The following is a 22,649-nucleotide window of genomic DNA, read 5'->3' on the forward strand; positions in this document are numbered from 1 at the left end:
GCTCATTACCTTAAACAAACTCGGAGTAAATGAATCCATCTAATCAAACGTAAAATACGAATCCCTCAAATGCCTGCTGTGTATCTCTTCTTCCGACTTCCATCGGACTGATGACGTTGGACGGAAAGCTCGGAGGCGACAGCAAAACATGACTAATGACTAATGACTAATGACTAATGACTAATGACTAATGACTAATGACTTCAACATCTGCTTATCACATACCAAGTATTATTTATCCCTTAAAAAAATCCAACAACTAACCATCCAACGATGACTCAAACTACTACCGATCACCTCAGCCACCTCAACCCATCCCAGCGCCAAGCAGTCGTCCATTACAACGGGCCGCTGTTAGTAGTAGCGGGGGCTGGTTCGGGGAAAACCCGGGCACTAACTTACCGCGTAGCTAACTTAGTTCGTACCCATCGAGTGGATCCCGAAAATATTCTGGCGGTGACATTTACGAATAAAGCCGCTAGAGAGATGAAAGAAAGAATTGAAAAATTGCTGGCTACTCAGCAAGCTGAAGCGGAATATGGGAAATCTTTGGCAGATTTAGCGCCGGATGTGCAAACCAAATTGCGATCGCAAATTTACCATAGAATTACCAAACAGATTTGGATGGGAACCTTTCACTCTCTGTGCGGCCGGATTCTCCGCTACGATATTGAGAAATATCAAGACGAAAAAGGCCGCCAATGGAAGAAGAATTTTTCGATTTTTGACGAGTCAGATGCTCAAACTCTTGTCAAACAAATTGTTACCAAAGTCCTCAATTTAGACGATAAGAAATTTGACCCGCGCAAAGTCCGCTACGTCATCAGCAACGCTAAAAATCAAGGTTGGTCTCCTCAAGAATTCCTCGCCGCAGAACCGGATTACCGAGGGCGGGTAATTGCGGATGTTTACAGTCGCTACCAAGATGCTTTAGCGGCTAACAACGGTTTAGATTTTGACGATTTAATTCTAGTTCCGGTTAAACTTTTACGCCAAAATGAGCAAGTTTTAAGTTATTGGCATCACAAATTCCGACATATTTTAGTTGACGAATATCAGGATACCAACCGCACTCAATACGATTTAATTCGGATGTTGGTGACAAATAACAGCAACCCGAAAGAGTTTGATAAATGGCAAAATCGCTCGATTTTTGTGGTGGGCGATGTGGATCAATCTATTTACAGTTTTCGGATGGCTGATTATACCATATTGCTGGAATTTCAAGAGGATTTTGGCGATGGTTTGTCGGATGCAAAAACTCAGACGATGGTCAAATTAGAGGAAAATTATCGATCGCGCGAAAACATCCTGCAAGTCGCCAACCACTTGATCGAACACAATACCGAACGCATCGAGAAAGTTCTGCGCCCGACTCGCGAACCCGGAGCTCCGATTGTGGTATGGCGCGCCGACAATGAATTAGAAGAAGCGCAATTTGTAGCTGGTCAAATTCAGTCCCTGAAGCGCCAAAATTCCGAATACGAACACGGGAGTAACTTTGCGATTCTCTACCGCACCAACGCTCAATCTCGCTCCTTTGAAGAAGCGTTAATGTACTTGGATATTCCCTATAATATTGTCGGCGGCCTGAAGTTTTACGATCGCAAAGAAATCAAAGATATCCTAGCATACCTGCGGACGATCGCCAATCCCGACGATAGCGTCAGCCTCAAACGTATCATCAACACTCCCCGCCGCGGCATTGGCGACACGACATTTGGTAAAATCGAAGACGCTGCAACTCAATTGGGCATTCCGCTGTGGGAAATTCTCAGCGATGAATCTTCTGTAAATACTCTCGCAGGGCGATCGGCAAAAGCTATAATTAAATTTGCCGCCATGATTGGTAATTGGCAACAAAAACTTGAAACTACGCCCGCGTCGCAAATTGTCCAAGGAATTATCGAAGATTCTGGTTACATTGACGATTTAAAAAATCAAGGAACCGAAGAAGCCGAAAATCGCATCGAAAACGTTCGAGAATTGTACAACGCAGTGCTGCAATTTGAAGAACAAAACGAAGAACCGACGCTAACATCATTTTTAGCAAAAGCATCCTTAGCCTCCGATTTAGATGATTTGAAAGAAGACGATTCCCGCGTGTCGCTGATGACGCTGCACTCAGCCAAAGGGTTAGAATTTCCCGTAGTATTTTTAGTCGGAATGGAACAGGGTTTATTTCCCAATTTCCGCAGTTTAGATGACCCGAAAGCAGTTGAAGAAGAACGCCGTTTGTGCTATGTCGGCATCACTCGCGCCCAGGAATTGCTATTTCTCACCCACACTCGCGAACGCCGCCTCTGGGGAGGATACCGCGAACACTGCACGCCTTCGCTATTCTTGGGCGAATTACCGACACATTTGCTAGCTGGAAGTGCGAAGAAAACTAAGACTATGAAAACTGCTGCATCCCAGGGAAAAACTAATAATTCAGCCGCCCATTCTGGGAGTTCTCCATCAGAATGGAAAACGGGGGAACGGGTTTTTCATCATGCTTTTGGAGTTGGAGAAATTACCCACGTTTTGGGAGTGGGCGATAAAACTAATCTGGCAATTAAATTTAAAGGTTTGGGCCGCAAAATCATCGATCCGAGGACGGCAAAGTTGCAGCGAGTGTAATAGAAAAAACTCCCAGAAAACCCGGCGGTTGAAACCGCGTCTGTACAGGCAAAACCCGGATGGTGCGCGGGTTGAAGAATGGGCGGTAAAAATGGCGGTAAAAATTACATTGTTTTCTTCATTCCGCAGAGGCGGACATTGTTTGAATTTCTGGCGGTTTCAACCGCCGGATTTTCTTCTATTATTCGATTACCTGAGATTCCACACGCCTGTATTTACCCGCCAAACGTTCTCGACGCTGGCGGCGGTTGTCAGCTTCAAATATAGCGATTAATTCATCCAGGTTTAGAGTTAAAGCGTCCAACTGTTGGCAGACTTCACGCATCTTTTCAACGTGTCGCTTTCTGGTTTCAGCGTCGGGGATTCTAGGTTGTTGATTCATGGCAAATTCCAATCTATTTTGATTTCTCGGATAGTTGCTTCTGAGGCATCGACAGCCGCCTCTGTTTGTTCTATCGTTCTATACAGAAAGTTTAACGTATCCGCAGTCGCAGCGGGTTGAGATTCTGCTACCTGCTGCAAAAGCCTGTACAAACGATTGTAAGGGTTTCTCAACCTTTCCTTAACATTATCTAGGGATTCTAGTTCGGGGAGTGTCGCTTCTGTCTCGCCAAACTGCTGCATTAAAATATATTCTGTGGCGGTTGTTTCGTTGAGGATTTCCACTAGCCGCCGCTGCAATGTGAAAATTGTGTTCAGGATGTCATCAGGTAGCTGTGCCATTGTCCTTAATTTTTAGGGATAACAACTTAACACAATATATCAGAATGTTTGCTTCCTTCTATTTTAGTTTGAATCGATAGCGATCGCAATCCCAATTACCACATTTAAGCCTAATTAAAAGCATCCAAGTTACAATCTCCCGCATCGATCCGTGAGGTCGCTTTCTTCAATCATCCAATCTCAAATCCATCGCACTTCGCATCGCCAATAACGCCGTTCCATAAGCAGCCGCAGTCTGAACAGGAGTTTCCACCGGCACTTTCAAATACCGCTTTCTGATCGCACTCCAAACCGCATTTTTTGCGCCGCCGCCAGCAGTATAAACCTTTGTCAAAGGAGTTGCACCCAAGTCCTGCAATAATTGATATCCCCGCGCTTCAATCCGCGCGATACTTTCTAGCAAACCGTGCAGAAATTCCACAGAATCAGCGGGACGCGGTTCGAGTCTGGGCGGCAAATTCGGGTCGTTAATTGGAAAGCGATCGCCCTTTTTCAACAACGGGTAATAATCCAGCAAACTCTCTTGTTCAGGATTAATTTGTGTGCTATAATTAGCTAATTCAATATCTGTAAAAAAGTGTCGCAGCACCGCACCTCCGGTATTAGAAGCGCCTCCAACCAACCACAAATCGCCTAATTTATGGCTGTAAATCCCGTATCGAGAATCATCTACGCGGGTATGACTTAACAGTTTGACGGCTAAAGTGGAACCGAGAGAAGTTACTGCTTCCCCCGGTAAATTGATACCGCTTGCTAAAAATGCTGCAATGCTATCGGTTGTGCCGGCACAAACTGTACAATCGCGGGGAAATCCGAAGCGACTCCTCACTTCATCTCTAACTTCCCCCACAGGCGTGCCCGGTGCGACAATGTGCGGCAATTCAGGCGTTGCAGCGCCGGCAATTCCCTCTATCAGCCAATCGGGATAGCACAAAGTATCAACATCGAAACCGAGTTTTAAAGCATTGTGATAGTCGCTAATTCCTAATTTTCCGTGCAGCAAAAATGCCAGCCAATCAGCTTGATGCAGGAAAACCGTAGGGGCGGTGGATGGTGCGTGCCCGCCCTCTTGCCACCAGAGGAGTTTTGCCAGACTGGATGTAGCGCTTAATACTGTGTGGTTATCCGGGGCGATCGCCCGCAACGTCTCTGTCACGGCTGCACCGCGCGCATCGTTGTATAAAATGGGTTCGCATACGGGTATACCGTCAGTATCGCACAGCATGACTGTGGAGGATGTGCCGTCAAGGGCGATCGCCCTTACCCGATTGCGGATTGTTGGGGAGATTTGCTCAATTACAGCCGAGAGTGCATTTTGCCACACCGAGGGTAATTCCGACTGTTGTGCGTCGGCAAAAGTGTATTCTGTCTCGCAATGGATTGTACCCTGGGAGTCGATAATTGTCGATCGCGCGCCCGTAGTACCGAAATCTATTCCCAAATAAAGATTCATTTGTCTAGATAATTTACCAAAAACTGCTGTTGACAGATCATCTCTTCTGCTGTTTTGAGAGAAATTAACTTCAAAAAACCTCGTAATTGTTCGCCTATCGAATAACTTTGTTTTCCCATCACAATTCCTGAATGATTCCTTCCTTCTTCCATATAAATTTTATGCAAATAACAGAAGTCTCCCACGTTAAAAGTATAGATAACTCGTCCTTGTGCTGTTGCCCAGATTAATTGCTCTTCATCGGTGCAACTGAGATTATTCGATTCCGCAGTAGATACATCAATTCCTGCATTTCGGAGCGCTTTGATCAAGGAGCGTTCGAGAATATCCTCATCTAAATATAAACGAATTTGGCTCAAAATTAACTCTCCCCTTTGCATTCACTAGCTAAGCGATCGTACTCAGATTCTTCCGCCGCAATATCAGCATTTATCTGCTCTTGATTTGCGTAGTAGTAAGCGAGTGCTCCATGAACTTGGGCTAAATTTAAGTGAGAAATTTCAGCAATAATTTCTTCTGGATTCATCCCCATCTTGTACCAAACGGCGATTCGCTGAACGGTGATTCTAGTTCCTGCGATGCGGGGGCGATTTCCACAGGTTTCTGGTGTGGAAATTATCAGAGTGCCAATATCAGTTAAAGTTGGCATATATTTGAATTTGAGGTTAAAAATGTCAACTTAATTATAGCATAGGTTTATTATCATTTCAGGGTTTACGCATGGGGGTTAGAAACCCGGTTTCTACGAGTATTGCGTTGAGTGACGAGAAATATAGAAAGAAACCGGGTTTCACCAGATTATCGTGCTTCTACATATTCACAAAGCGTAGTTGGTTGGGGAATGGGTAAACCTTCTTCTCGCAATCCTTCTAAGTGAAATTCGATCGCTTCTTTAATTTGCTGCTGTACTTCCGCAAGGGTAGCGCCTGTGGCTGCACGTCCGGGTAAATCTGGTGGATATGCTGAATAGTTATTGGGTGTTTTTTCAATGACAATGGCATAACGCATTAGTTGATCTCGAATTTAGAGTAGATTAGGATTTACGCACTTACCAAAGAAACCGGGTTTTTATCGAATCTGCTGACTACAACCAAATATTTAGTAAAAAACCCGGTTTATGAACCCTAAACAGTTTGTGTTAGCCAATTGCTATGATCCGAATTTCGCAAGTCTGTTGTTTGAAGAGTGATATCAAAACGTAACAGGTAATGAAATGACGAAAAGCCGATAACTTCGTATAAAAAGATTCTCAAAAAAAGACTTAACAAAGGGCTGAAATCGCTATAAATTACAGCTTACAGCTCTTGATGCGAGAGCAGAACCATAACGCCACTTCACACCCAAACCCCGGAACCCACCCCACCACCCACACAGTTGCCTAGGGAGGTGGCCCTCTGGTGCTTGCAGATTAAAGGTTAAATCATCGTACTCCAACCAATCTTTCCTCCCCTTTTTCCTCTTGCGCCAACCGACGCGATCGCCTAACTTGCATTCAGTGTCATAATCAACTTTACCGCCTATTTCTAACCAGATTTTTTTCTGGACGCTAAAGCCAAAGTGACCCTGACTGTATTTTACCCACAATTTGTCGATCGTCCGCAAATCATCGCAAGGAAAATTATCAATTGAACCCGTATCAAAATAATTTTCCTTCTCCCGTCGAGCAGCTTTCAGCATTACCTTTATTGTTTCCTCATCCGCCTCTTCCCACTTTCCTGCTGCTAATAAATCCCGGAGACGAGTATAGTCAACACCCTGCGCTGATTTAAGCGAGTCTGGTGGCGGAGAAGGTGTTTGAGCTGATAATGGAGGTGATTGAGTACCAAGATCCTGCAAAACTTCAGTAGCAGATTGATAACGTCGCTTACTAGCAGGTAGTATCATTTTATCTAAAATCTGACCCAGTTCCGAGCTGACAGATGTTTTTAAGTGTTCTCGCCACACCCACTCAAACTCGCTTGTATCGAATAAATCAATCGGTTCAACCTGAGTTAATAGATACAGACAAGTGACACCCAGACTATAAATATCACTCGCATGAATCGGTTTACCGTTGGCTTGTTCCGGTGCCGTATATCCAGCCGTCCCGATCCTCGTTCCCGTTAGCCCTAGAGCCGTTTGTGTCGCATATTTAGCCGCTCCAAAGTCAACTAAAACCAGTTGCCCATCTTGCTGAAGAATAATATTTTCTGGCTTGATATCTCGGTGAATAACTTGGCGGGAATGAATGAACTCGAATACTGGCAGTAAATTATTAAGCAAATTGCGAATCTGCGTTTCGCTAAAATATCCCTGAGATTTTAGTGTTTGGGCTAAATTTTCACCGTCGATGAATTCTTGGACTAAATACTGCCGTCCATCTTGACTAAAATATGCTAATAATTCGGGAATTTGAGAGTGTTTACCCAACTGTTCAAGGCGGACTGCTTCAAGCTCAAATAACTCAGCAGCTTTCTGGATACTAGAAGCGCCTTGAAATTGGGGGTAAAATTGTTTAATAACGCAGGGAGGTTTTGAGGGTTTATACTCGTCAACAGCTAGAAAAGTGCGCCCAAAGCCTCCTTGTCCAATGATTTTTTGCGATCGGTAGCGATCGCCCAATAGCAGTTTATTCCCACATTCGTGACAGAAGTTTGTAGAGCCAGACGGGTTTTGGAATAGGCAATCAGGGTTTAGACACTGGCTCATAAAATATGCTTATAAATTATAGATTAAAGCTTTCGATGGGATGCCAGCCCAGATGGTTTTAAATGTGGAACAGCAGATACCGGTAAGGACACGGCATTGCCTTTGCTCGTGTCAACTTAACCCCAAAACCTTTGTATCTCTCGCTTTTATCCGAGGCCAGATCCCCCTAAATCCCCCTTAAAAAGGGGAGTAGGGGTTGACTTCGATCGGACTCTTTTCCTCGTCAACTTAATCCCAAAAACCTTGTATCTCTCGCTGTTATCCCAGGCCAGATCCCCCTAAATCCCCCTTAAAAAGGGGAGTAGGGGTTGACTTTGAGATCGCTCCGGTTCGCCCCTTCTTAAGGGGGAGTAGGGGGCAAGCTAAGGGGGGATCTGGCCTCGACGATAAACAGCAGTCTATGACTACGTTTGACCTTAAGTTGAGACTAATAGGCACAGCCTAAGTCCCCGCTCAAAACTCCTTAAACTTTTGTCCCGCACTCAGGACAAAACTTATTGATCGAAACATTCTTCGCGCCGCAACTCGGACAATAAATCAACTCTGCAGATGGCAACGTGCTGCGTTCCGGTAAACCAACCATTTGAGCGTTACTTTTGCCCGGAACTACCATCGGATAGCAGTTTTCGTCCCTCGTCACCTTCACGTTCATCAGCACAGGGCCGTCGTGAGCGAGCATTTGGGCGATCGCACCTGACAACTCATCCGGCCCTGAAACCAGCATCCCCTTCACGCCGTAGGCCTGGGCCAGCATCACAAAATCCGGCATCCCCACAGTCATATTCGACGACGAATAACGCTCGCCGTAGAACGCCTGCTGCCACTGCCGCACCATGCCCTGCCAGCCATTATTTACAATCACAGTCTTGACATTAATGCCGTATTGTGCTAAGGTTCCCAACTCTTGAATATTCATTTGGATGCTAGCGTCGCCAGCAATACAAATCACTTGCTCGTTGGGTAGCGCCATTTTCGCGCCCATCGCCGCCGGCAGCCCAAAACCCATCGTTCCCAACCCAGCGCTGGAAATCCAGCGACGCGGCCCGTTGTTTAAGAATTGAGCCGACCACATTTGATGTTGGCCGACATCCGTCGTGTAGTAAGCATCCGGCGCTTGAGTAGCCAATTCCCAAATCACCTCTTGCGGAGACAAAATGTCCGGGTAGTGGGGTACAACTAACGGATAGTCCTGTTTCCAGCGATCGATCCTGTGCAGCCATTCCGCAGTTTGTCCGGGAGTACCCGAAACACCTGTTTCCCGACAGCGGCGCAGCAAATCCATCAAAACTTGCCGGACATCTCCGACAATCGGCACCTCCGGGCCGCGATTTTTACCTACTTCCGCCGGATCGATATCGATGTGAATCACCTTCGCGCGGGCGGCAAACTCGTCTAATTTGCCCGTCACGCGATCGTCAAACCGAGCTCCGACAGCAATCAGCAAATCGCACTCGGTAACGGCAAAATTAGCGTAAGCAGTGCCGTGCATCCCCAGCATTTTCACAGACAAAGGATGTTTTTCGTCAAAAGCGCCTTTGCCCATCAGCGTTGTCGTGACAGGTAATTGGAACATCTCGGCGAGTTCCTTAATTTCCTCGTGGGCCCCGGCTGCGATCGCCCCGCCGCCCACATAAAGCAAAGGACGCTTCGCTTCCTTCAGCAAATGGATAGCTTGATTAATCTGGCGGGGATTTCCCTTCACTGTCGGCCGATAGCCAGGAATTCTCACCGATCCCGGTTCCACCGGCAGATACTCAAACTCTTCTAAACCGACATCCTTGGGCACGTCAATCAACACCGGCCCCGGCCGCCCCGTACTCGCGATGTGGAAAGCTTCAGCCACAATTCGGGCCATGTCTCTGGGGTCGCGCACTACATAGGAATGCTTGACAATGGGCAGAGTAATGCCGTAAATATCAGTTTCCTGAAACGCATCAGTGCCGATCGCCGGACGAGGAACCTGACCGGTAATAATTACCATCGGGATAGAATCCATGTGGGCCGTCGCAATCCCCGTCACCAAATTAGTTGCGCCGGGCCCGGAAGTCGCGAAACAAACCCCAACTTTTCCGGTAGCGCGGGCGTAACCGTCGGCGGCGTGGGCAGCACCTTGCTCGTGCCGCACTAGAATGTGATCGATCGCCCCTGTTTCTTCAGCCCGGTATAGTTCGTCGTAAAGCGGCAAAATTGCGCCGCCGGGATAACCGAAAATATGCTTGACACCGTGGCGGATCAAGCTATCGATTAAAGCAAATCCACCCGTTGCACGCCTGACGGCTACTTTAGTTTTTAATTGCACTGATTTTTTTACCTCCAACTAATTATGAATTTTAATGAAAGCTTTGATACTACTTTAATCTCTACGATCGAACTCTGGTAGTTCACCGGCGGATATTTTACAAAAAGTTTCGCGCTGGGGCGGTGTGCGATCGGACTTTCGGGCAAAATTGTGGAACAGCAGAGGAAGAAAAGAAATAGAGGAAATCGCGGTTTCTATGCCGATTTACCGCGATATGACGCTATAGGGCATTGGGCATAGGGCATTGGGCATTGGGCATTGGGCATTGGGCATTGGGCATTGAGCATAGGGCATTGGGCATAGGGCATAGGGCATAGGGCATACCTCACCACGCGATCGAACCGCTATATGTTAGAGATCGATCGCCAAAAGAAAGCCATCTTCCTTCTTCCTTCTCCCCTCTTCCATCTTCCTTCTTCCGACGGACTTACATCCGTTACATCCGTTACATCCGTTACATAATCCGCTGCCGAACTTCCCTCTTCCGACGGACTTACATCCGTTACATCCGTTACATCCCGTACATAATCCGCTGCCGAACTTCCTTCTCCCCTCTTCCTTCTTCCCTCGGACCTCTTCCGACGGACTTACATCCGTTACATCCGTTACATAATCCGCTGCCGAACTTCCCTCTTCCGACGGACTTACATCCGTTACATCCGTTACATCCCGTACATAATCCGCTGCCGAACTTCCTTCTCCCCTCTTCCTTCTTCCCTCGGACCTCTTCCGACGGACTTACATCCGTTACATCCGTTACATAATCCGCTGCCGAACTTCCCTCGGACCTCTTCCGACGGACTTACATCCGTTACATCCGTTACATAATCCGCTGCCGAACTTCCCTCGGACCTCTTCCGACGGACTTACATCCGTTACATCCGTTACATCCGTTACATAATCCGCTGCCGAACTCCCCTCTTCCTTGTTGCCAAAGTTTACAGAGCATCCTTTAAGACTTTGCGAGTATGGTGCCAAGCTGCCATACCCATCACCGAGACCAAAAAGCCCAAACTCAGCAGCACGATCCGCAAACCCAAGTCATCCGATCCCACTACTTTGCTCACAGCATCCGTCAGCGGGCCTGTTACTGCTAAAGGCAAGCTGAGGGCAATGTTAATCGCATTGTTTTCCAAGCCAAAGACTTTTCCCCGCATAGATTCTGGAGTTTTCTCTTGAATCAAAGCTTGCATCGGGCCGTTAATTAAAGAAGCACCAAAACCGAACAGAGCACTCAAACTAAATCCCAGCCACAACTGTCTGGTAAAGGCAAACATTGCCAATACAAAACCCATCATCAAGAAACCAAGTAACGGTAAAGGTTTCTGCTGCATTCGATCGCCCCAGTGACCCAAAAAAGCCGCCCCGAAGACCATTCCGACACCAGCCGCCGCCAGCAAAAAGCCAAATTGAGTTTCTTTGAGACCAATTTTGCCCGAAAGTGCGATCGCCAGAACTTGCAGCGCCGCAAACACCGAATACAAAATCGTCAACTGCACCATCGCGTTGCTAACCAGGTGGTTGTGCTTCAAATAGCGCAAACCTTCCTTAAGGTCTTGCCAAGGATGGACATTTTTGGCACCGCTACCGGGATGATTTTCTTTAATGTGCATGGCATAGATCAAACCCGCAGATATCAGGTACAACCCACCCAACAAAAACTCTTGATAAGCTGGCCCGAAGCTGTGTTTGACCCAACTAAACAGCGGTTCGCCGATCGTCATCCCGACAATAATTCCGCCCATTGTGGACGAGGCGAACAGAGCATTTGCCGACATCAGTCCCTCTCGCCCCACGGCCAGGGGGATTGCCGCGGCCTCTGCTGGAGCAAAAAATTGCGTTACAGTAGAGACCAAAAACGTAATCGCCAACAACACGACAAAAGTTTTGGGCAAAAACGGCAAAGCTACAATCAACATGGCTCGGATCGCGTTACAGCCTATCAGCATTTGCTTTTTGGAAAAGCGGTCTACCACAATACCGGCCGCCGAACCAAAGAAGATCGCCGGCAGCGTGTAGGCGATCATCACCGCTGACAGCATTGAATTTCCCGAATACTCCGCAGAAACCGGCCAGGGTTGGTAGTCGCCGGTTTTCAGCAGAATAATCAGCAATACGTAAAAGATTTTATCCGCCACTTGGGCCAACAACTGGCCCGTCCACAAGGCGAGGAAGGGGCGATTTCTCAGTAGGGCATCAAGCCCGCTGCGGTCAGGGGGAGGGCTGGCTGGGTGCATAGGAATAGTTTAACTGACCGCTTGTAGCAATGATAATTTTCAGCAATACCTGCAAATCTGACACAACAAACTCGAAACGGATGAAAACTCCTGTCTCCTGGGTTCTTTTTCTGTTTTAGCAGATCGGCGGGGGAAGGCTGCGTTCTTTTTTTCTCTAGCGCGATCGACCACAGCCATTACCCGCGCCGGAAAATTCAGACAATGTGATTAAATATTGGCCTGCATTTCATCGCGAGTACAACATACGGTAGTATATTTTACAAAATACTTAATCTTATCAGTGATATTAAAAGATGTCACGCCAGTTAAGTAATATAACGAAGGTACTAAGTGTTAGGAGTGAAAAAATTGAAAAAAGTTGAAGCTATTATTCGCCCCTTTAAACTAGACGAAGTGAAAATCGCGCTCGTCAATGCCGGCATTGTGGGGATGACTGTTTCTGAAGTTAGAGGTTTTGGCCGTCAAAAGGGCATGACTGAACGCTATCGCGGTTCTGAGTACACCGTTGAGTTCTTGCAAAAGCTCAAAGTCGAGATTGTTGTCGAAAACGATCAGGTTGATATGGTGGTTGATAAAATTATCGCTGCTTCTCGCACGGGCGAGATTGGCGACGGCAAGATTTTCATCTCTCCGGTAGAACAAATTATCCGAATTCGGACTGGAGAAAAGAACCTGGAGGCAATCTAGGATACTGGGGAATGGGGCATTGGGCATTGGGCATTGGGCATTATAGCATTGGGCATTGGATAATTGGTACTAATCACAAATAACCAATAACTAATGACTAATAACTAATGACTAATGACTAATGACTCCATTTGTGGTATTAGGGCCTCGAATGCTTTGCCGCGGTGGGAGTGCGATCGCTTGATATCCGTTGTCATTTCGGCAAAAGTCTGCTGCTGTGCGGGTACGTAGAAAATCGGGTCATATCCGAAACCTCCGGTACCGCGAGGACTGTGCAGGATTTCACCTGGGCAAATTCCTTCTACTTGCAGGGCAATTGTACCGTCGGGACGGGCGATCGCGATCGCGCAAACAAATTGTGCTTCCCGGTTTGCTTCGTTTCCCAATTCTTTCAGCAGCCGAGATATCCTGTCAGCATCGCTTGAACCGTAGCGCGCCGAATAAATCCCAGGTTTACCGTCGAGTGCATCTACCATTAAACCAGAATCATCGGCGATCGACCATTCGCCTGTAGCTTTGGCTATTTCAGAAGCTTTCAAACAAGCATTAGCAATAAATGTTTCCCCAGTTTCCTCAATTTCCAATTCTTCCGGTTTTAGGCGCAATTCCCACCCCAAATCCTGAAGATAAAGCTGCATTTCTTTGAGTTTACCCGGATTGCCCGTAGCTACAACTAGCAATTTATTATTAGTCATTATTTCTGTTAAAATTTACGGATGGATTTTTCACGAACCGCGAAGATGCGAAGGAAGAGAGAGTTCCCAATTTTGTGGATTTTTTTACCGCAGAGGCCGCAGAGAACGCAGAGAAAGAGAGGTTTAATATCAATCCATTTGCGTTCATCTGCGGTTGTTTTCATCCGATTAATTCTGCGCCCAAGCTTTCGCCCAGTTTAAGTTTTGCATCACTTCTTTCAATGTGGCTGCTTCGGAATACAGCCTCAACACCGGTTCTGTGCCGCTAAACCGAATTAACAGCCAGCTTCCGTCAGCTAAGCGGAATTTGTATCCGTCTACTTTGTTGCATTCTACTACTGTTTTGCCGGCGATTTCTGTTAATGGTTGGTTTTGCAGCAAATCCAGCAAGCGCGCTCTTTCTTCCATGTTTGCTAGGTGCAGGTCAATTCTGTCGTAGGCTGAGGTAAACTCTGTTTCTGTTTGCAATCGGCTGTAAATTTCGCTTAAGTCTTCCCCGGATTTGACGACTGCTTCTAATAAGTACAGGGCTGATAGCAAGGCGTCTCTTTCGGGTATGTGGGTTCCGTAGCCGATTCCTCCAGATTCTTCGCCGCCTACTAGGACTTTGGTGGTTAACATTCGATCGGCTATATACTTGTAACCGATCGGCGTTTCAAATAATGGTAAGCCGTAAAGTTCGGCAATTTTGGGAATGATGTCGGAACCGCTGACGGTTTTGATGACTTCTCCGGTTAACCCGCGCCGTGAAGCTAGGTGTTCGATTAATATGGGAACTAGGATTTGCGAACTGAGAAAGTTGCCGCTAGAGTCAACGGCTGCAATTCGATCGCTATCTCCATCAAATACAAATCCGATCGACAAACCGGAATTTTGGCGCTGGTGGGTACGCATCATGCGGAACAATTTCGACAGGTAGCGCGGTAATGGTTCTGGTGCGCCGCCGCCAAACAGCGGATCGCGATCGCTGTTGATTTCTTGCACTGTTTCTTCTAATATTTGAGATAATCCTCCTGCTGCTGCGCCGTGCATTACATCTACAAACACTGTAATTTTCCCGGATGCGATCGCATCTTTAATCGCCTCAATATCCACCATTTCCCGCAAGGTTTTGCAGTAAGCCGGCCAAGGATTGAAATTCTCCAATTTTCCGGGGGTTGCTGAAAGTGCGGCCGGATTTTCGAGTTTTGCTTCTATCTGTTGCGTCACTTCGGGCGAAACTGAACCTCCAAATCCCCCCTTGACTTTTAACCCTAAATATGATCCGGGATTGTGGCTGGCTGTCAGGACGATCGCACCTAAAGCATTTAATTGTTTGGCTGCTAAACTGAAAGCCGGAGTGGGGGCGTAGGATTCGCTCAGCAGCACGTCAAATCCGGCGTTTTGGACTGCCTCAGCCGCTGTTTTGGCAAAATCTTCCGCCAAAAAACGGCGGTCGTAACCGACAATTACGGTACCGCTGCTGGCATGATTGCCACTGGTTTGTGCGAGAACTTGTGCTGCTAGGGGAGCTACTAATGCTACGCGATCGAAGGTAAAATCGTCGGCTATAATGCCGCGCCAGCCATCGGTTCCGAATTTAATAGGATTCATTTAGTCAAAAGCCATGAGTCACCAATCTATTTTATTGGCAGAACGGGCGATCGTCATCTGATTTGAGATTTTAGATCGGTCTTGGACGCACTCCGACAAAGAAACCGGGTTTTTTTTTACCCAATTTGCGGTGCGTAACGAAGTATATCGTAAAAAAAACCGATTTCTGGACCCCATGTTTGATTACAGCCACCAGGAAAAAAGTGATTGGCTAATGACTAATGACTGATGACTAATGACTGATGATGACTAATGACTAAAAGAATGCCGGTTGGTGGCGGATCAAATTCAAGAATTCTTCGCGAGTTTTTTGTTCATCTTGAAACACGCCCAACATGGCACTCGTAACCGTCCAAGCACCGGGTTTTTGTACGCCCCGCATTGTCATGCACATATGGCTGGCTTCCATTACTACAGCGACTCCCTGCGGTTCCAATATTGTCTGAACTGCTTCGGCAATTTGGCGCGTCAAACGTTCCTGCACCTGCAAGCGACGGCTGTACATCTCGGCAATTCTGGCTAATTTGCTCAGTCCCACTACTTTTTGGTTGGGAATGTAAGCGATGTGAACTCGGCCCATAAATGGCAGCATATGGTGTTCGCACATACTGAATACGCTGATGTCTCGCACCAGTACCATTTCGTTATGCCCTTCGTCAAAGATAGCGCCGTTGAGGAGTTCTTCGAGGGATTGGCTGTAGCCGCTGGTGAGAAACTGCATTGCTTCTGCTACCCGTTTGGGGGTTTTGAGCAATCCTTCCCGTTCGGGGTTTTCTCCTATTCCCAGCAGCATCGTCCGGACGGACTCCATCATTTCATCCATACCTACTTCTGAGGATACGGGTATGTTAGACTCTTGACCGTTGGAAGAATTGCGATCGGGTCTAGTCGTGATGCGCGGGGCGTTGTAGTCTGCGGTTTCTGAAGGTTTCATGCTGTCTGTTGAGATAGAGTTCGAGTTATTTGAGCCGTTGTTCGATGCAATTGTCATAATAATTTCGTGTGAGGAACGAGCTATTTTCGATTTTTGATTGTCGATTGCGATCGAGCTATCGATTTTCAATTGTGATAAAGCTATCGATTTTCGATTTTTGATTGTCGATTGCGATCGAGCTATCGATTTTGGATTGGGATCGAGCTATGGATTCAAAGATTGTTGAATTCGATCGCAATTCAGCAGTCTAAAATCTCAAGTTCACAAAACTCCTGCGTTGGACATGATCGTGATTTCTTCAATTACTGCACTTGCCGGCAACTGAACTGCGTGCAGAATTGATTGCGCGACGATTTCAGGGGTTAGCATGGCAGTGCGATCGAAGTTGGCTTGCACGCTCTGCGTGTCCCACATGGGAGTGTTGACAGAACCCGGACATACGACTGTGACGCGAATTCCCCGATCCCGTTCTTCGGCGGCTAAAGTCTTGGACAAAGCCATGAGACCGAATTTGCTGACGCAGTAGGGCCCCCAGTTGGGAAAAGTTTGGCTGCCGGCGATCGAGGAAACGTTGATGATGATTCCCGAACCGCGATCGCGCATGGACGGCAAAACTCCGACAATGCACTGCCAAACGCTAGTCAGATTGAGGTCTAAAACTTGCTGCCACTGGGCTAGGGAGGTTTCCGTCAAGGAGCCGGTGTAGCCCATGCCAGCGCTGTTGACCAGGATATCTACGGGCCCGAATTGAGATGCGATCGCGCTGATGCCGCTTTGCACTTGTTCAATTTTTGCCAAGTCTAAGGGATAAGCTTCTGCTTTCACTCCGACTTCTCTGGCCGCTGCGGCAACGGCTTCTAATTTTTCTGACTCTCGGCTAACTAAGGCCAGATTGATGCCCTCGGCGGCGAACGCCAGGGCCGTCGCTTTGCCAATACCGCTGCTGGCTCCGGTAATCAGAGCCTGCTTTGTTGTTCGATCGTTCATTAAATTTCCTGATACTTTCCCTCGGCAACTCTCTTTCGAGCGTTACAGCCTTCTTCGGCAAATTCGACTGCGGGTGATAACAGTTAATTATGAGATCGACATTAAGAACTGTTAAGCCGGTGTCACCTGAAAAATTATAACACTGCTGACAGATTTGCAGATCGTAGTGAGTTTTGATGTCGTGTCCGGTGGATCGCTCCAGAGCACTCCCGTTCGTAGTGCGGACTTCAGTCCGCACGCGCCATCCATTTTTGTTATGGTGATAATCGACCGGAGATGATATTACTCGCTGGAAGTTAAGAAATTTTCAACTCATCACTAATAGACGAATCTTCTAAAAGCCTGTAAAGAGCAGGCTCAAAGAGCCTGCTCCACAAGAATTATTGTTTGTGTCTGATAAATCTGAATCGATCGACTCAAGCAGCAATTTCATTGAATACACCGATATCACGAAACTTTTGATACCTGAGATCCCGCCGCTGCTTGCCAGTAAGCTGTGTCAGTTCTGCTAAGTTTTCCAACAAAGCTTGTTTGAGGGCTGACGCAGCTTTTAGCGGATTCGAGTGAGCGCCACCAATCGGTTCGGGTACTATCTGATCGAGAACGCCGAGGTTTTTTAAGTCCCAGGAAGTGATTTTTAGGGCTTCTGCTGCTAAGTTGGCTTTGCCAGAGTCTTTCCAGAGGATGGCGGCGCAAGCTTCCGGGGTGGCGACGGTATAAACAGAATGTTCCATCATCAACAGCCGCTCGCCAACACCGATACCTAATGCACCGCCGGAACCTCCTTCGCCGATGACGGTACATATAATCGGAACGTCGAGGCGAAACATTTCTCGGAGGTTGCAGGCGATCGCCTCTCCCTGTCCTAGCTGTTCAGCTTCTAAGCCCGCCCAAGCTCCGGGAGTGTCGATAAAGGTGAAAATTGGCATGGAGAAGCGATCGGCGTGTTCCATCAACCGCAAGGCTTTGCGGTAGCCCCCCGGCGCCGCCATGCCGAAGTTGCGGGCGATATTGTCTTTGGTGTCGCGCCCTTTTTGATGGCCGATGATGACTGTAGGACACCCGTCTATACGGGCAATTCCGCCGACTAGGGCCGGGTCGTCTCCGCCGCGCCGATCGCCGTGCAGCTCGATCCACTCGTCGCTAATTGCCTGAATGTAATCGAGGGTACTGGGGCGGCGCGGGTGACGGGCCAGTTGCAGCCGCTGCATGGGGGACAAGCTGCTGAAAATTTCTTGCCGCAGTTGGGTGGAACGAGCTTCGAGTTTGCGAATTTCGTCGGTGACATCGACGCTGTTTTCTTCGGCGAGTTGCCGAATCTGGTGAATTCGGGCTTCGAGTTCGGCCAGCGGCTTTTCAAAATCTAGGAGTAGTGGTTTGCGGTCTGAGTTTGGCACGCTGATAATTTCTATAGGGTTTTAAGGTTTAGTCGATCGACTGTTTCCCGATCCTACCCTGTCAGGCGTTGCTGAAAAAGAGTGTTCTTGGGAAGTTTTTAATTTTTAATTATGTTTGGCTCGTTGACAAGAGTTAAAAGCCAGAGGCTCCAGCCTGGTTTTTTGCTACACTGTTTTTGTTAGATACCTGAGTTTACCGGCGCCACTCCCCACGCTCCTATGCCCCCCACAGCAACAAAAAACTAAATTCTGTTGAATGGTTGCAAAGTGCAAAAAGCGATACCAGTGCGATCGAACTCACCGCTTCGGAAGCTTTAACAGCTCTGTCTGTATTAGCTGTTGCCGCCGACGGTAAAATATCTGAAGCAGAAAGACAAACTCTCGCCGCCAATCACATTCGCTTGTTTAGATATTAGTCTAGCCAACACTTCCAAAAACTTTTTAAGAAAGTCCTGAAATTGAGCAGCCAGTACAGTCTGGCTGAGGTATTTGCTGCTGCTAAAAATGCCTTAAATCCTCAGCTTCGAGAAACAGCTTTTGCGCTACAGATTTGGTTTTGGTAGATGGAATTTTCACCGCTCAAGAACAGGATTTTTTGCGTCAACTGTCCGAAGCTTTGGACATTCCTGATGAACTTAGCAAAAACACGATCGCAGTCATGACTCTCAAAAACTGCGGGGAGAACTTCCGAGGTGACATATAGCAGTTCTCACTCTCGATGAGAGATCGATCGGTCAACACCTCATCTTTCGCTCTAACTGCTATATATCCGTTGTTAATGAACTGTTAGCTGTATCAAAAAAAGTTACTGGTTATTCTCAGAAAAACTTTCCTCAATAACCAATAACCGCAACAAATCACATCAGAATGACATCAAAGGTCGGAAACCGTGTTTAACGGACATCTCGCCAATTTGCTCCATCTTTTCCACTGTAATTTGATTCCGTCCCCAAGAAAAATTGGTATACAATTTTTCAAATTCCAGCAGCATGGATTCGGCAAAACAGGCAAACAACTGTCGGCCCGGCACATCCATATTGACAATCTTCATGATTTTCCACTCAATATCGAGGGAATGCTCCACAATCCCGCCATTGAGCACAAAAACTTCGGGATGCTGAACCTGAGTTGCCAAATTTTTCGGATAGCCACCGTCAATCAATAAACAGGGTTGCTTCAAAGTTTTCGGGTCAATTTCTACTCCCTTTGGCATACTGGCGACCCACACTACAATATCCGCTTGCGGCAGGGCTTCTTCCAACTTCATGATTTTGCCTCGCCCCAATTCCGATTGCAAATCTTGCAAGCGTTCTTTGTCGCGGGCAATTAGCAACAATTCTGCTACATTTGTTTTAACATTGAGCCAGCGACACACCGCACTGCCAATATCACCTGTAGCCCCACAAACCGCTACAGTAGCTTTTGAAAGTTCAATCCCCAATTTTGGGGCAGCTTCTTCTACTTGGCGGCACAGGATGTAAGCCGTGTGGGTGTTACCAGTGGTGAAGCGCTCGAATTCCAACTTGAGATTGCGAATTTGCTTAATTTGCTGCAAGTTGAAAGTCTCAAAAATTATCGAAGAAAATCCGCCTAATGCAGTGATATTAATCCCGTTTTTTTGAGCGTGTGCCATCGCATTAAGAATTTTGCGAGTGGCTGCTTTAATCCGGCGCGTGGCTAGCATTTCCGGCAGAAAACAGGACTCCACATAGCGGCCTTCTATTTTTTGCCCGGTAATGCTAGTGACAGTGATATTGTCAACTATTTGGGGCGGTGCGCTGCACCAAAAATCGAGACCTTGATCGGCATATTCTGGATAGCCCAGCTCGTTAGCTACTGATTGGGCGTGTTCTAAGCTGGTTAAGTGACCGATTAGACCAAACATTAAGTTGTCAAATGAAGGAAGATTGAAGAAGAAGGAAGTTCGGCAGCCGATTGTGTAGCGGATTTAACGGATGTAACGGATAGAATTCCCGATTACCCATCATTGATTACCGATTACCCATCAGTTCTGCCGTCATTAGGAAGAAGGAAGAAGGAAGAAGAAAGAAGAAAAATATCAATTTTTCCATTAAAAATGAGGGATATCATTTTTAATTTTCAAGTTTTTTCCCATTCCTTATTTCCCAATTAACTAGGCTGCGAGGCCTTGTGCTGACATCCGCATGATGTCGCGGTTGTTAAAACCAATGTTGCCTAGGGCTTCGCCGTAGGCAATCATAAAGTCTTCGATTAAAGCGTCTTTTTCCATTCCCAAGACGCGGGCATCGTCTGCGACAGCGTTTAGCAGCTTCCAGATGATGGGCAGGTTTTGACGGTTGGCGGCTTCGAGTTCGGCTTTGGATTCCTCGAAGTGAGCTTGCAGCCAGACTTCCCCAAAGTTGAGGTGGCTGTATTCTTCTTTGACGACTCCTTCGGTGATTTTGCGTGCAAAGTCATCGGCGACGGGGATGTATATGTTGTAGGCTGCGATCGCAAAACACTCGATGATTAGCGATTGAATCAGCAAGCAAGTTACAATCTGACCCTCAGCCGCGGCTGTTTGGAAGTTTCTGTGCAAATCAGAAAAGAATTGCTTGGCAAATGCCATATCGGGCGTGACCTTGAGATTGCGACCGCAAGCTTGGAAGCCTTTCATGTGGCGGTTTTCCATCTTGGACAAGCCAATTAATTCGCTTTTTTTGTCAGCCAACAGTTCGGCCAGTGTCAGGTAATTGTCGTGAGCTTCTTGTTCGCCTTCAATCACAATGGCGTTGATACGGCTGTAAGCGTCTTTGTAAGTTTCGGTTTGAAAGTCTATTGTTGGGCTGGCCTCAAGCTGTGGCATGGATACGTTTTCTCCTTATATAACCTTGTAGGATGTTTGGAAACCCCTTAAAATTTTGGGGTCGCGTGCACTACACTTTACCTATTTTCGACTAAAAATTTACGATTGTGTGGGAATCTGGGAGGCGATCTGGTTTGAGAGCCTCACAAGCTTATTATTTTAGGTTAATTCGCAAGTTTATGGGTAAATCGTTGGGCTGGTCTCAAGCGCTGAAAGTGCTGAGCTTTATTTTTTTGTTGGCGGGGGCTGCGCTGGTGCTCCTGCCGCTGGCTGCTGTTTTTTTGGTTTCGCTGTCACCATCTGGTGTCGGTGTCAAGGCCACAGGCTTGACTTTGGCAAACTATCAGGAGGCTTGGCGCAGGGGGAATTTTTTGTTGGCATTTGTTAATTCTACTCTAGTGGCGATCGCAGTGACGGGTTTTCAGGTTGTGACTTCTGCTTTGGCGGGTTATGCTTTGGCCCGGCTGAAGTTTCGGGGGCGGCAGGCTCTAGTTTTAGTAGTTTTGGCAACACTGGTGATTCCGTTTCAGCTTTTGGTAATTCCCATTTTCATGGTTTTGAAGTGGGGCCACCTGCTGAATACTTACGGAGCGCTGATTTTGCCGACGGCGGCTAACGGTTTCGGGATTTTTCTGCTGCGCCAGTATTTTATGACAATTCCGGTGGAATTGGAAGAAGCGGCAATGCTGGATGGGGCTAACCGCTGGCAGGTGTTGTGGCGGGTGATGTTACCTTTGGCCCGCCCTGCTTTGGTGACGCTGTTTTTGTTTACGTTTATCGGGGAGTGGAACGATTTGTTTAAGCCGTTGGTGTTTACGACGCGGCCGGAATTGCGGACTGTGCAGTTGGTTTTGGCGGAGTTTCAGGAACAGTTTACTAGCAGTTGGCAGTTGTTGATGGCGGCGGTAGTAATTGGGACTGTGCCGGTGGTGTTGCTATTTTTGACCGGTCAGCGGCAGTTTATTCGCGGGATTGCGGCGACGGGAATTAAGAATTGATTTTGGGTTTGGAGCAAAATATAAGTTATTAGTGAGAACATAAGTCCTCTGTTGTGATTCAAACTCAACAATGATTGAAGTGCTTGCTACCAAAAAATATGTCATTGCGGACAAAGTGAATCTATGCAAAAGCTGGGCTGGTTTTTATTTATTGCATCTTTCGTGCCCTGGGTGGCAATCTTGTTTATTGTGCCGTTTATGCCACTGAGCCTCGCCGAAAAAACTACAATTAATATCATTCTAGCTGTTGGGGCAGAAGTGTGCTTTTGGCTAAGCGTGGTAATTTTGGGGAAAGAAGTAGTTACTAAATATCGGCGTTATTTGAGTCCGCGCTATCTTTGGAAAAAAATCAGAAATTTCAAGCGGAAATAAGCATGAATTAACGCAGATTTGGTGGGAGGATCTCAGTTTTTCATTGATAGTGCGAGCATCCCCGCTCGCGAGTGGTACTACAATAAAAAAAATGCTGTTTGCAAAACTGAGATGCTCCCGATTTGGTTCGCAGTCAG

Annotated in this window: 22 protein-coding genes; 6 read left to right on the top strand and 16 right to left on the bottom strand. The window is 47.1% G+C overall.

What is annotated here, in order from left to right; all coding sequences use genetic code 11:
• Positions 1-273 precede the first annotated feature (273 nt).
• Positions 274-2,622, top strand: a complete 2,349-nt coding sequence (gene pcrA, locus QUA97_RS19830) for a DNA helicase PcrA (protein ID WP_333195633.1) — start codon at positions 274-276, stop codon at positions 2,620-2,622.
• Between the two features lie 181 nt (positions 2,623-2,803).
• Here the strand turns inward: pcrA and QUA97_RS19835 are convergent, their stop codons facing one another.
• From QUA97_RS19835 to QUA97_RS19875, 9 genes are all read right to left on the bottom strand, one after another.
• Positions 2,804-3,004 (bottom strand): hypothetical protein, encoded by a 201-nt coding sequence (locus QUA97_RS19835; RefSeq protein WP_194008696.1) that lies wholly within the window; start codon positions 3,002-3,004, stop codon positions 2,804-2,806.
• Positions 3,001-3,345, bottom strand: a complete 345-nt coding sequence (locus tag QUA97_RS19840; RefSeq protein WP_333195634.1) for a hypothetical protein — start codon at positions 3,343-3,345, stop codon at positions 3,001-3,003. Before QUA97_RS19840 ends, QUA97_RS19835 begins: the two co-directional genes overlap by 4 nt.
• A 166-nt stretch (positions 3,346-3,511) precedes the next feature.
• Positions 3,512-4,798 (bottom strand): FGGY-family carbohydrate kinase, encoded by a 1,287-nt coding sequence (locus QUA97_RS19845; RefSeq protein ID WP_333195635.1) that lies wholly within the window; start codon positions 4,796-4,798, stop codon positions 3,512-3,514.
• Complete coding sequence (locus QUA97_RS19850) at positions 4,795-5,157, bottom strand: DUF5615 family PIN-like protein (protein WP_194067315.1); 363 nt, start codon at positions 5,155-5,157, stop codon at positions 4,795-4,797. The genes QUA97_RS19845 and QUA97_RS19850 overlap by 4 nt, the downstream gene beginning before the upstream one ends.
• A 2-nt stretch (positions 5,158-5,159) precedes the next feature.
• On the bottom strand, positions 5,160-5,447 hold the full coding sequence (locus tag QUA97_RS19855; RefSeq protein ID WP_194067314.1) for a DUF433 domain-containing protein: 288 nt from the start codon (positions 5,445-5,447) through the stop codon (positions 5,160-5,162).
• A gap of 149 nt (positions 5,448-5,596) precedes the next feature.
• The gene (locus QUA97_RS19860; RefSeq protein ID WP_333195636.1) at positions 5,597-5,806 is read right to left on the bottom strand and encodes a type II toxin-antitoxin system HicB family antitoxin; all 210 of its coding nucleotides are present in this window, start codon (positions 5,804-5,806) and stop codon (positions 5,597-5,599) included.
• Between the two features lie 273 nt (positions 5,807-6,079).
• Entirely contained in the window at positions 6,080-7,486 is a 1,407-nt protein-coding gene (locus QUA97_RS19865; protein ID WP_333195637.1) for a serine/threonine-protein kinase, read from the bottom strand.
• Between the two features lie 463 nt (positions 7,487-7,949).
• On the bottom strand, positions 7,950-9,785 hold the full coding sequence (ilvB, locus tag QUA97_RS19870) for a biosynthetic-type acetolactate synthase large subunit (protein ID WP_194067312.1): 1,836 nt from the start codon (positions 9,783-9,785) through the stop codon (positions 7,950-7,952).
• Between the two features lie 938 nt (positions 9,786-10,723).
• On the bottom strand, positions 10,724-12,022 hold the full coding sequence (locus tag QUA97_RS19875) for an MFS transporter (RefSeq protein ID WP_194067310.1): 1,299 nt from the start codon (positions 12,020-12,022) through the stop codon (positions 10,724-10,726).
• A 348-nt stretch (positions 12,023-12,370) separates the two neighbouring features.
• Between QUA97_RS19875 and QUA97_RS19880 the strand changes: the two genes are divergently transcribed.
• Positions 12,371-12,709, top strand: a complete 339-nt coding sequence (locus QUA97_RS19880) for a P-II family nitrogen regulator (protein WP_006633346.1) — start codon at positions 12,371-12,373, stop codon at positions 12,707-12,709.
• Positions 12,710-12,813: 104 nt separating this feature from the next.
• Here QUA97_RS19880 and rdgB read toward each other — a convergent pair whose 3' ends face one another.
• The 5 genes from rdgB to accA all read right to left on the bottom strand — a co-directional run bounded on the left by rdgB (position 12,814) and on the right by accA (position 18,315).
• The gene (gene rdgB / locus QUA97_RS19885; protein ID WP_194067309.1) at positions 12,814-13,404 is read right to left on the bottom strand and encodes an RdgB/HAM1 family non-canonical purine NTP pyrophosphatase; all 591 of its coding nucleotides are present in this window, start codon (positions 13,402-13,404) and stop codon (positions 12,814-12,816) included.
• Between the two features lie 168 nt (positions 13,405-13,572).
• The gene (locus QUA97_RS19890) at positions 13,573-14,997 is read right to left on the bottom strand and encodes a phosphoglucomutase/phosphomannomutase family protein (protein ID WP_333195638.1); all 1,425 of its coding nucleotides are present in this window, start codon (positions 14,995-14,997) and stop codon (positions 13,573-13,575) included.
• Positions 14,998-15,253: 256 nt separating this feature from the next.
• Complete coding sequence (gene folE, locus QUA97_RS19895; protein ID WP_194067307.1) at positions 15,254-15,988, bottom strand: GTP cyclohydrolase I FolE; 735 nt, start codon at positions 15,986-15,988, stop codon at positions 15,254-15,256.
• Between the two features lie 204 nt (positions 15,989-16,192).
• A complete protein-coding gene (locus tag QUA97_RS19900) occupies positions 16,193-16,918 on the bottom strand; it encodes an SDR family oxidoreductase (RefSeq protein WP_194067306.1) in 726 nt (241 codons plus the stop codon).
• Positions 16,919-17,334: 416 nt separating this feature from the next.
• Positions 17,335-18,315: an acetyl-CoA carboxylase carboxyl transferase subunit alpha gene (gene accA, locus QUA97_RS19905; protein ID WP_194067305.1), complete on the bottom strand. Its 981-nt coding sequence runs from the start codon at positions 18,313-18,315 to the stop codon at positions 17,335-17,337.
• Positions 18,316-18,575: 260 nt separating this feature from the next.
• On the opposite strand from accA, the gene QUA97_RS19910 reads away from it, so the two are divergent.
• Together QUA97_RS19910 and QUA97_RS19915 are read left to right on the top strand one after the other, a co-directional pair.
• Entirely contained in the window at positions 18,576-18,731 is a 156-nt protein-coding gene (locus QUA97_RS19910; RefSeq protein ID WP_228049944.1) for a hypothetical protein, read from the top strand.
• A 140-nt stretch (positions 18,732-18,871) separates the two neighbouring features.
• The gene (locus QUA97_RS19915) at positions 18,872-19,018 is read left to right on the top strand and encodes a hypothetical protein (RefSeq protein ID WP_228049943.1); all 147 of its coding nucleotides are present in this window, start codon (positions 18,872-18,874) and stop codon (positions 19,016-19,018) included.
• Positions 19,019-19,177: 159 nt separating this feature from the next.
• Here the strand turns inward: QUA97_RS19915 and QUA97_RS19920 are convergent, their stop codons facing one another.
• Entirely contained in the window at positions 19,178-20,200 is a 1,023-nt protein-coding gene (locus tag QUA97_RS19920) for a long-chain acyl-[acyl-carrier-protein] reductase (RefSeq protein WP_194067304.1), read from the bottom strand.
• A gap of 249 nt (positions 20,201-20,449) precedes the next feature.
• Positions 20,450-21,142 (bottom strand): aldehyde oxygenase (deformylating), encoded by a 693-nt coding sequence (locus QUA97_RS19925; RefSeq protein WP_194008682.1) that lies wholly within the window; start codon positions 21,140-21,142, stop codon positions 20,450-20,452.
• Positions 21,143-21,321: 179 nt separating this feature from the next.
• On the opposite strand from QUA97_RS19925, the gene QUA97_RS19930 reads away from it, so the two are divergent.
• Both QUA97_RS19930 and QUA97_RS19935 read left to right on the top strand, forming a co-directional pair.
• On the top strand, positions 21,322-22,140 hold the full coding sequence (locus QUA97_RS19930) for a carbohydrate ABC transporter permease (RefSeq protein WP_194067303.1): 819 nt from the start codon (positions 21,322-21,324) through the stop codon (positions 22,138-22,140).
• Positions 22,141-22,263: 123 nt separating this feature from the next.
• The gene (locus tag QUA97_RS19935) at positions 22,264-22,512 is read left to right on the top strand and encodes a transporter suffix domain-containing protein (protein ID WP_194067302.1); all 249 of its coding nucleotides are present in this window, start codon (positions 22,264-22,266) and stop codon (positions 22,510-22,512) included.
• The last annotated feature ends 137 nt before the right edge of the window (positions 22,513-22,649 follow it).

The sequence above is a fragment of the Microcoleus sp. CZ3-B2 genome, from assembly GCF_036705055.1.
Lineage (GTDB): Bacteria > Cyanobacteriota > Cyanobacteriia > Cyanobacteriales > Microcoleaceae > Microcoleus.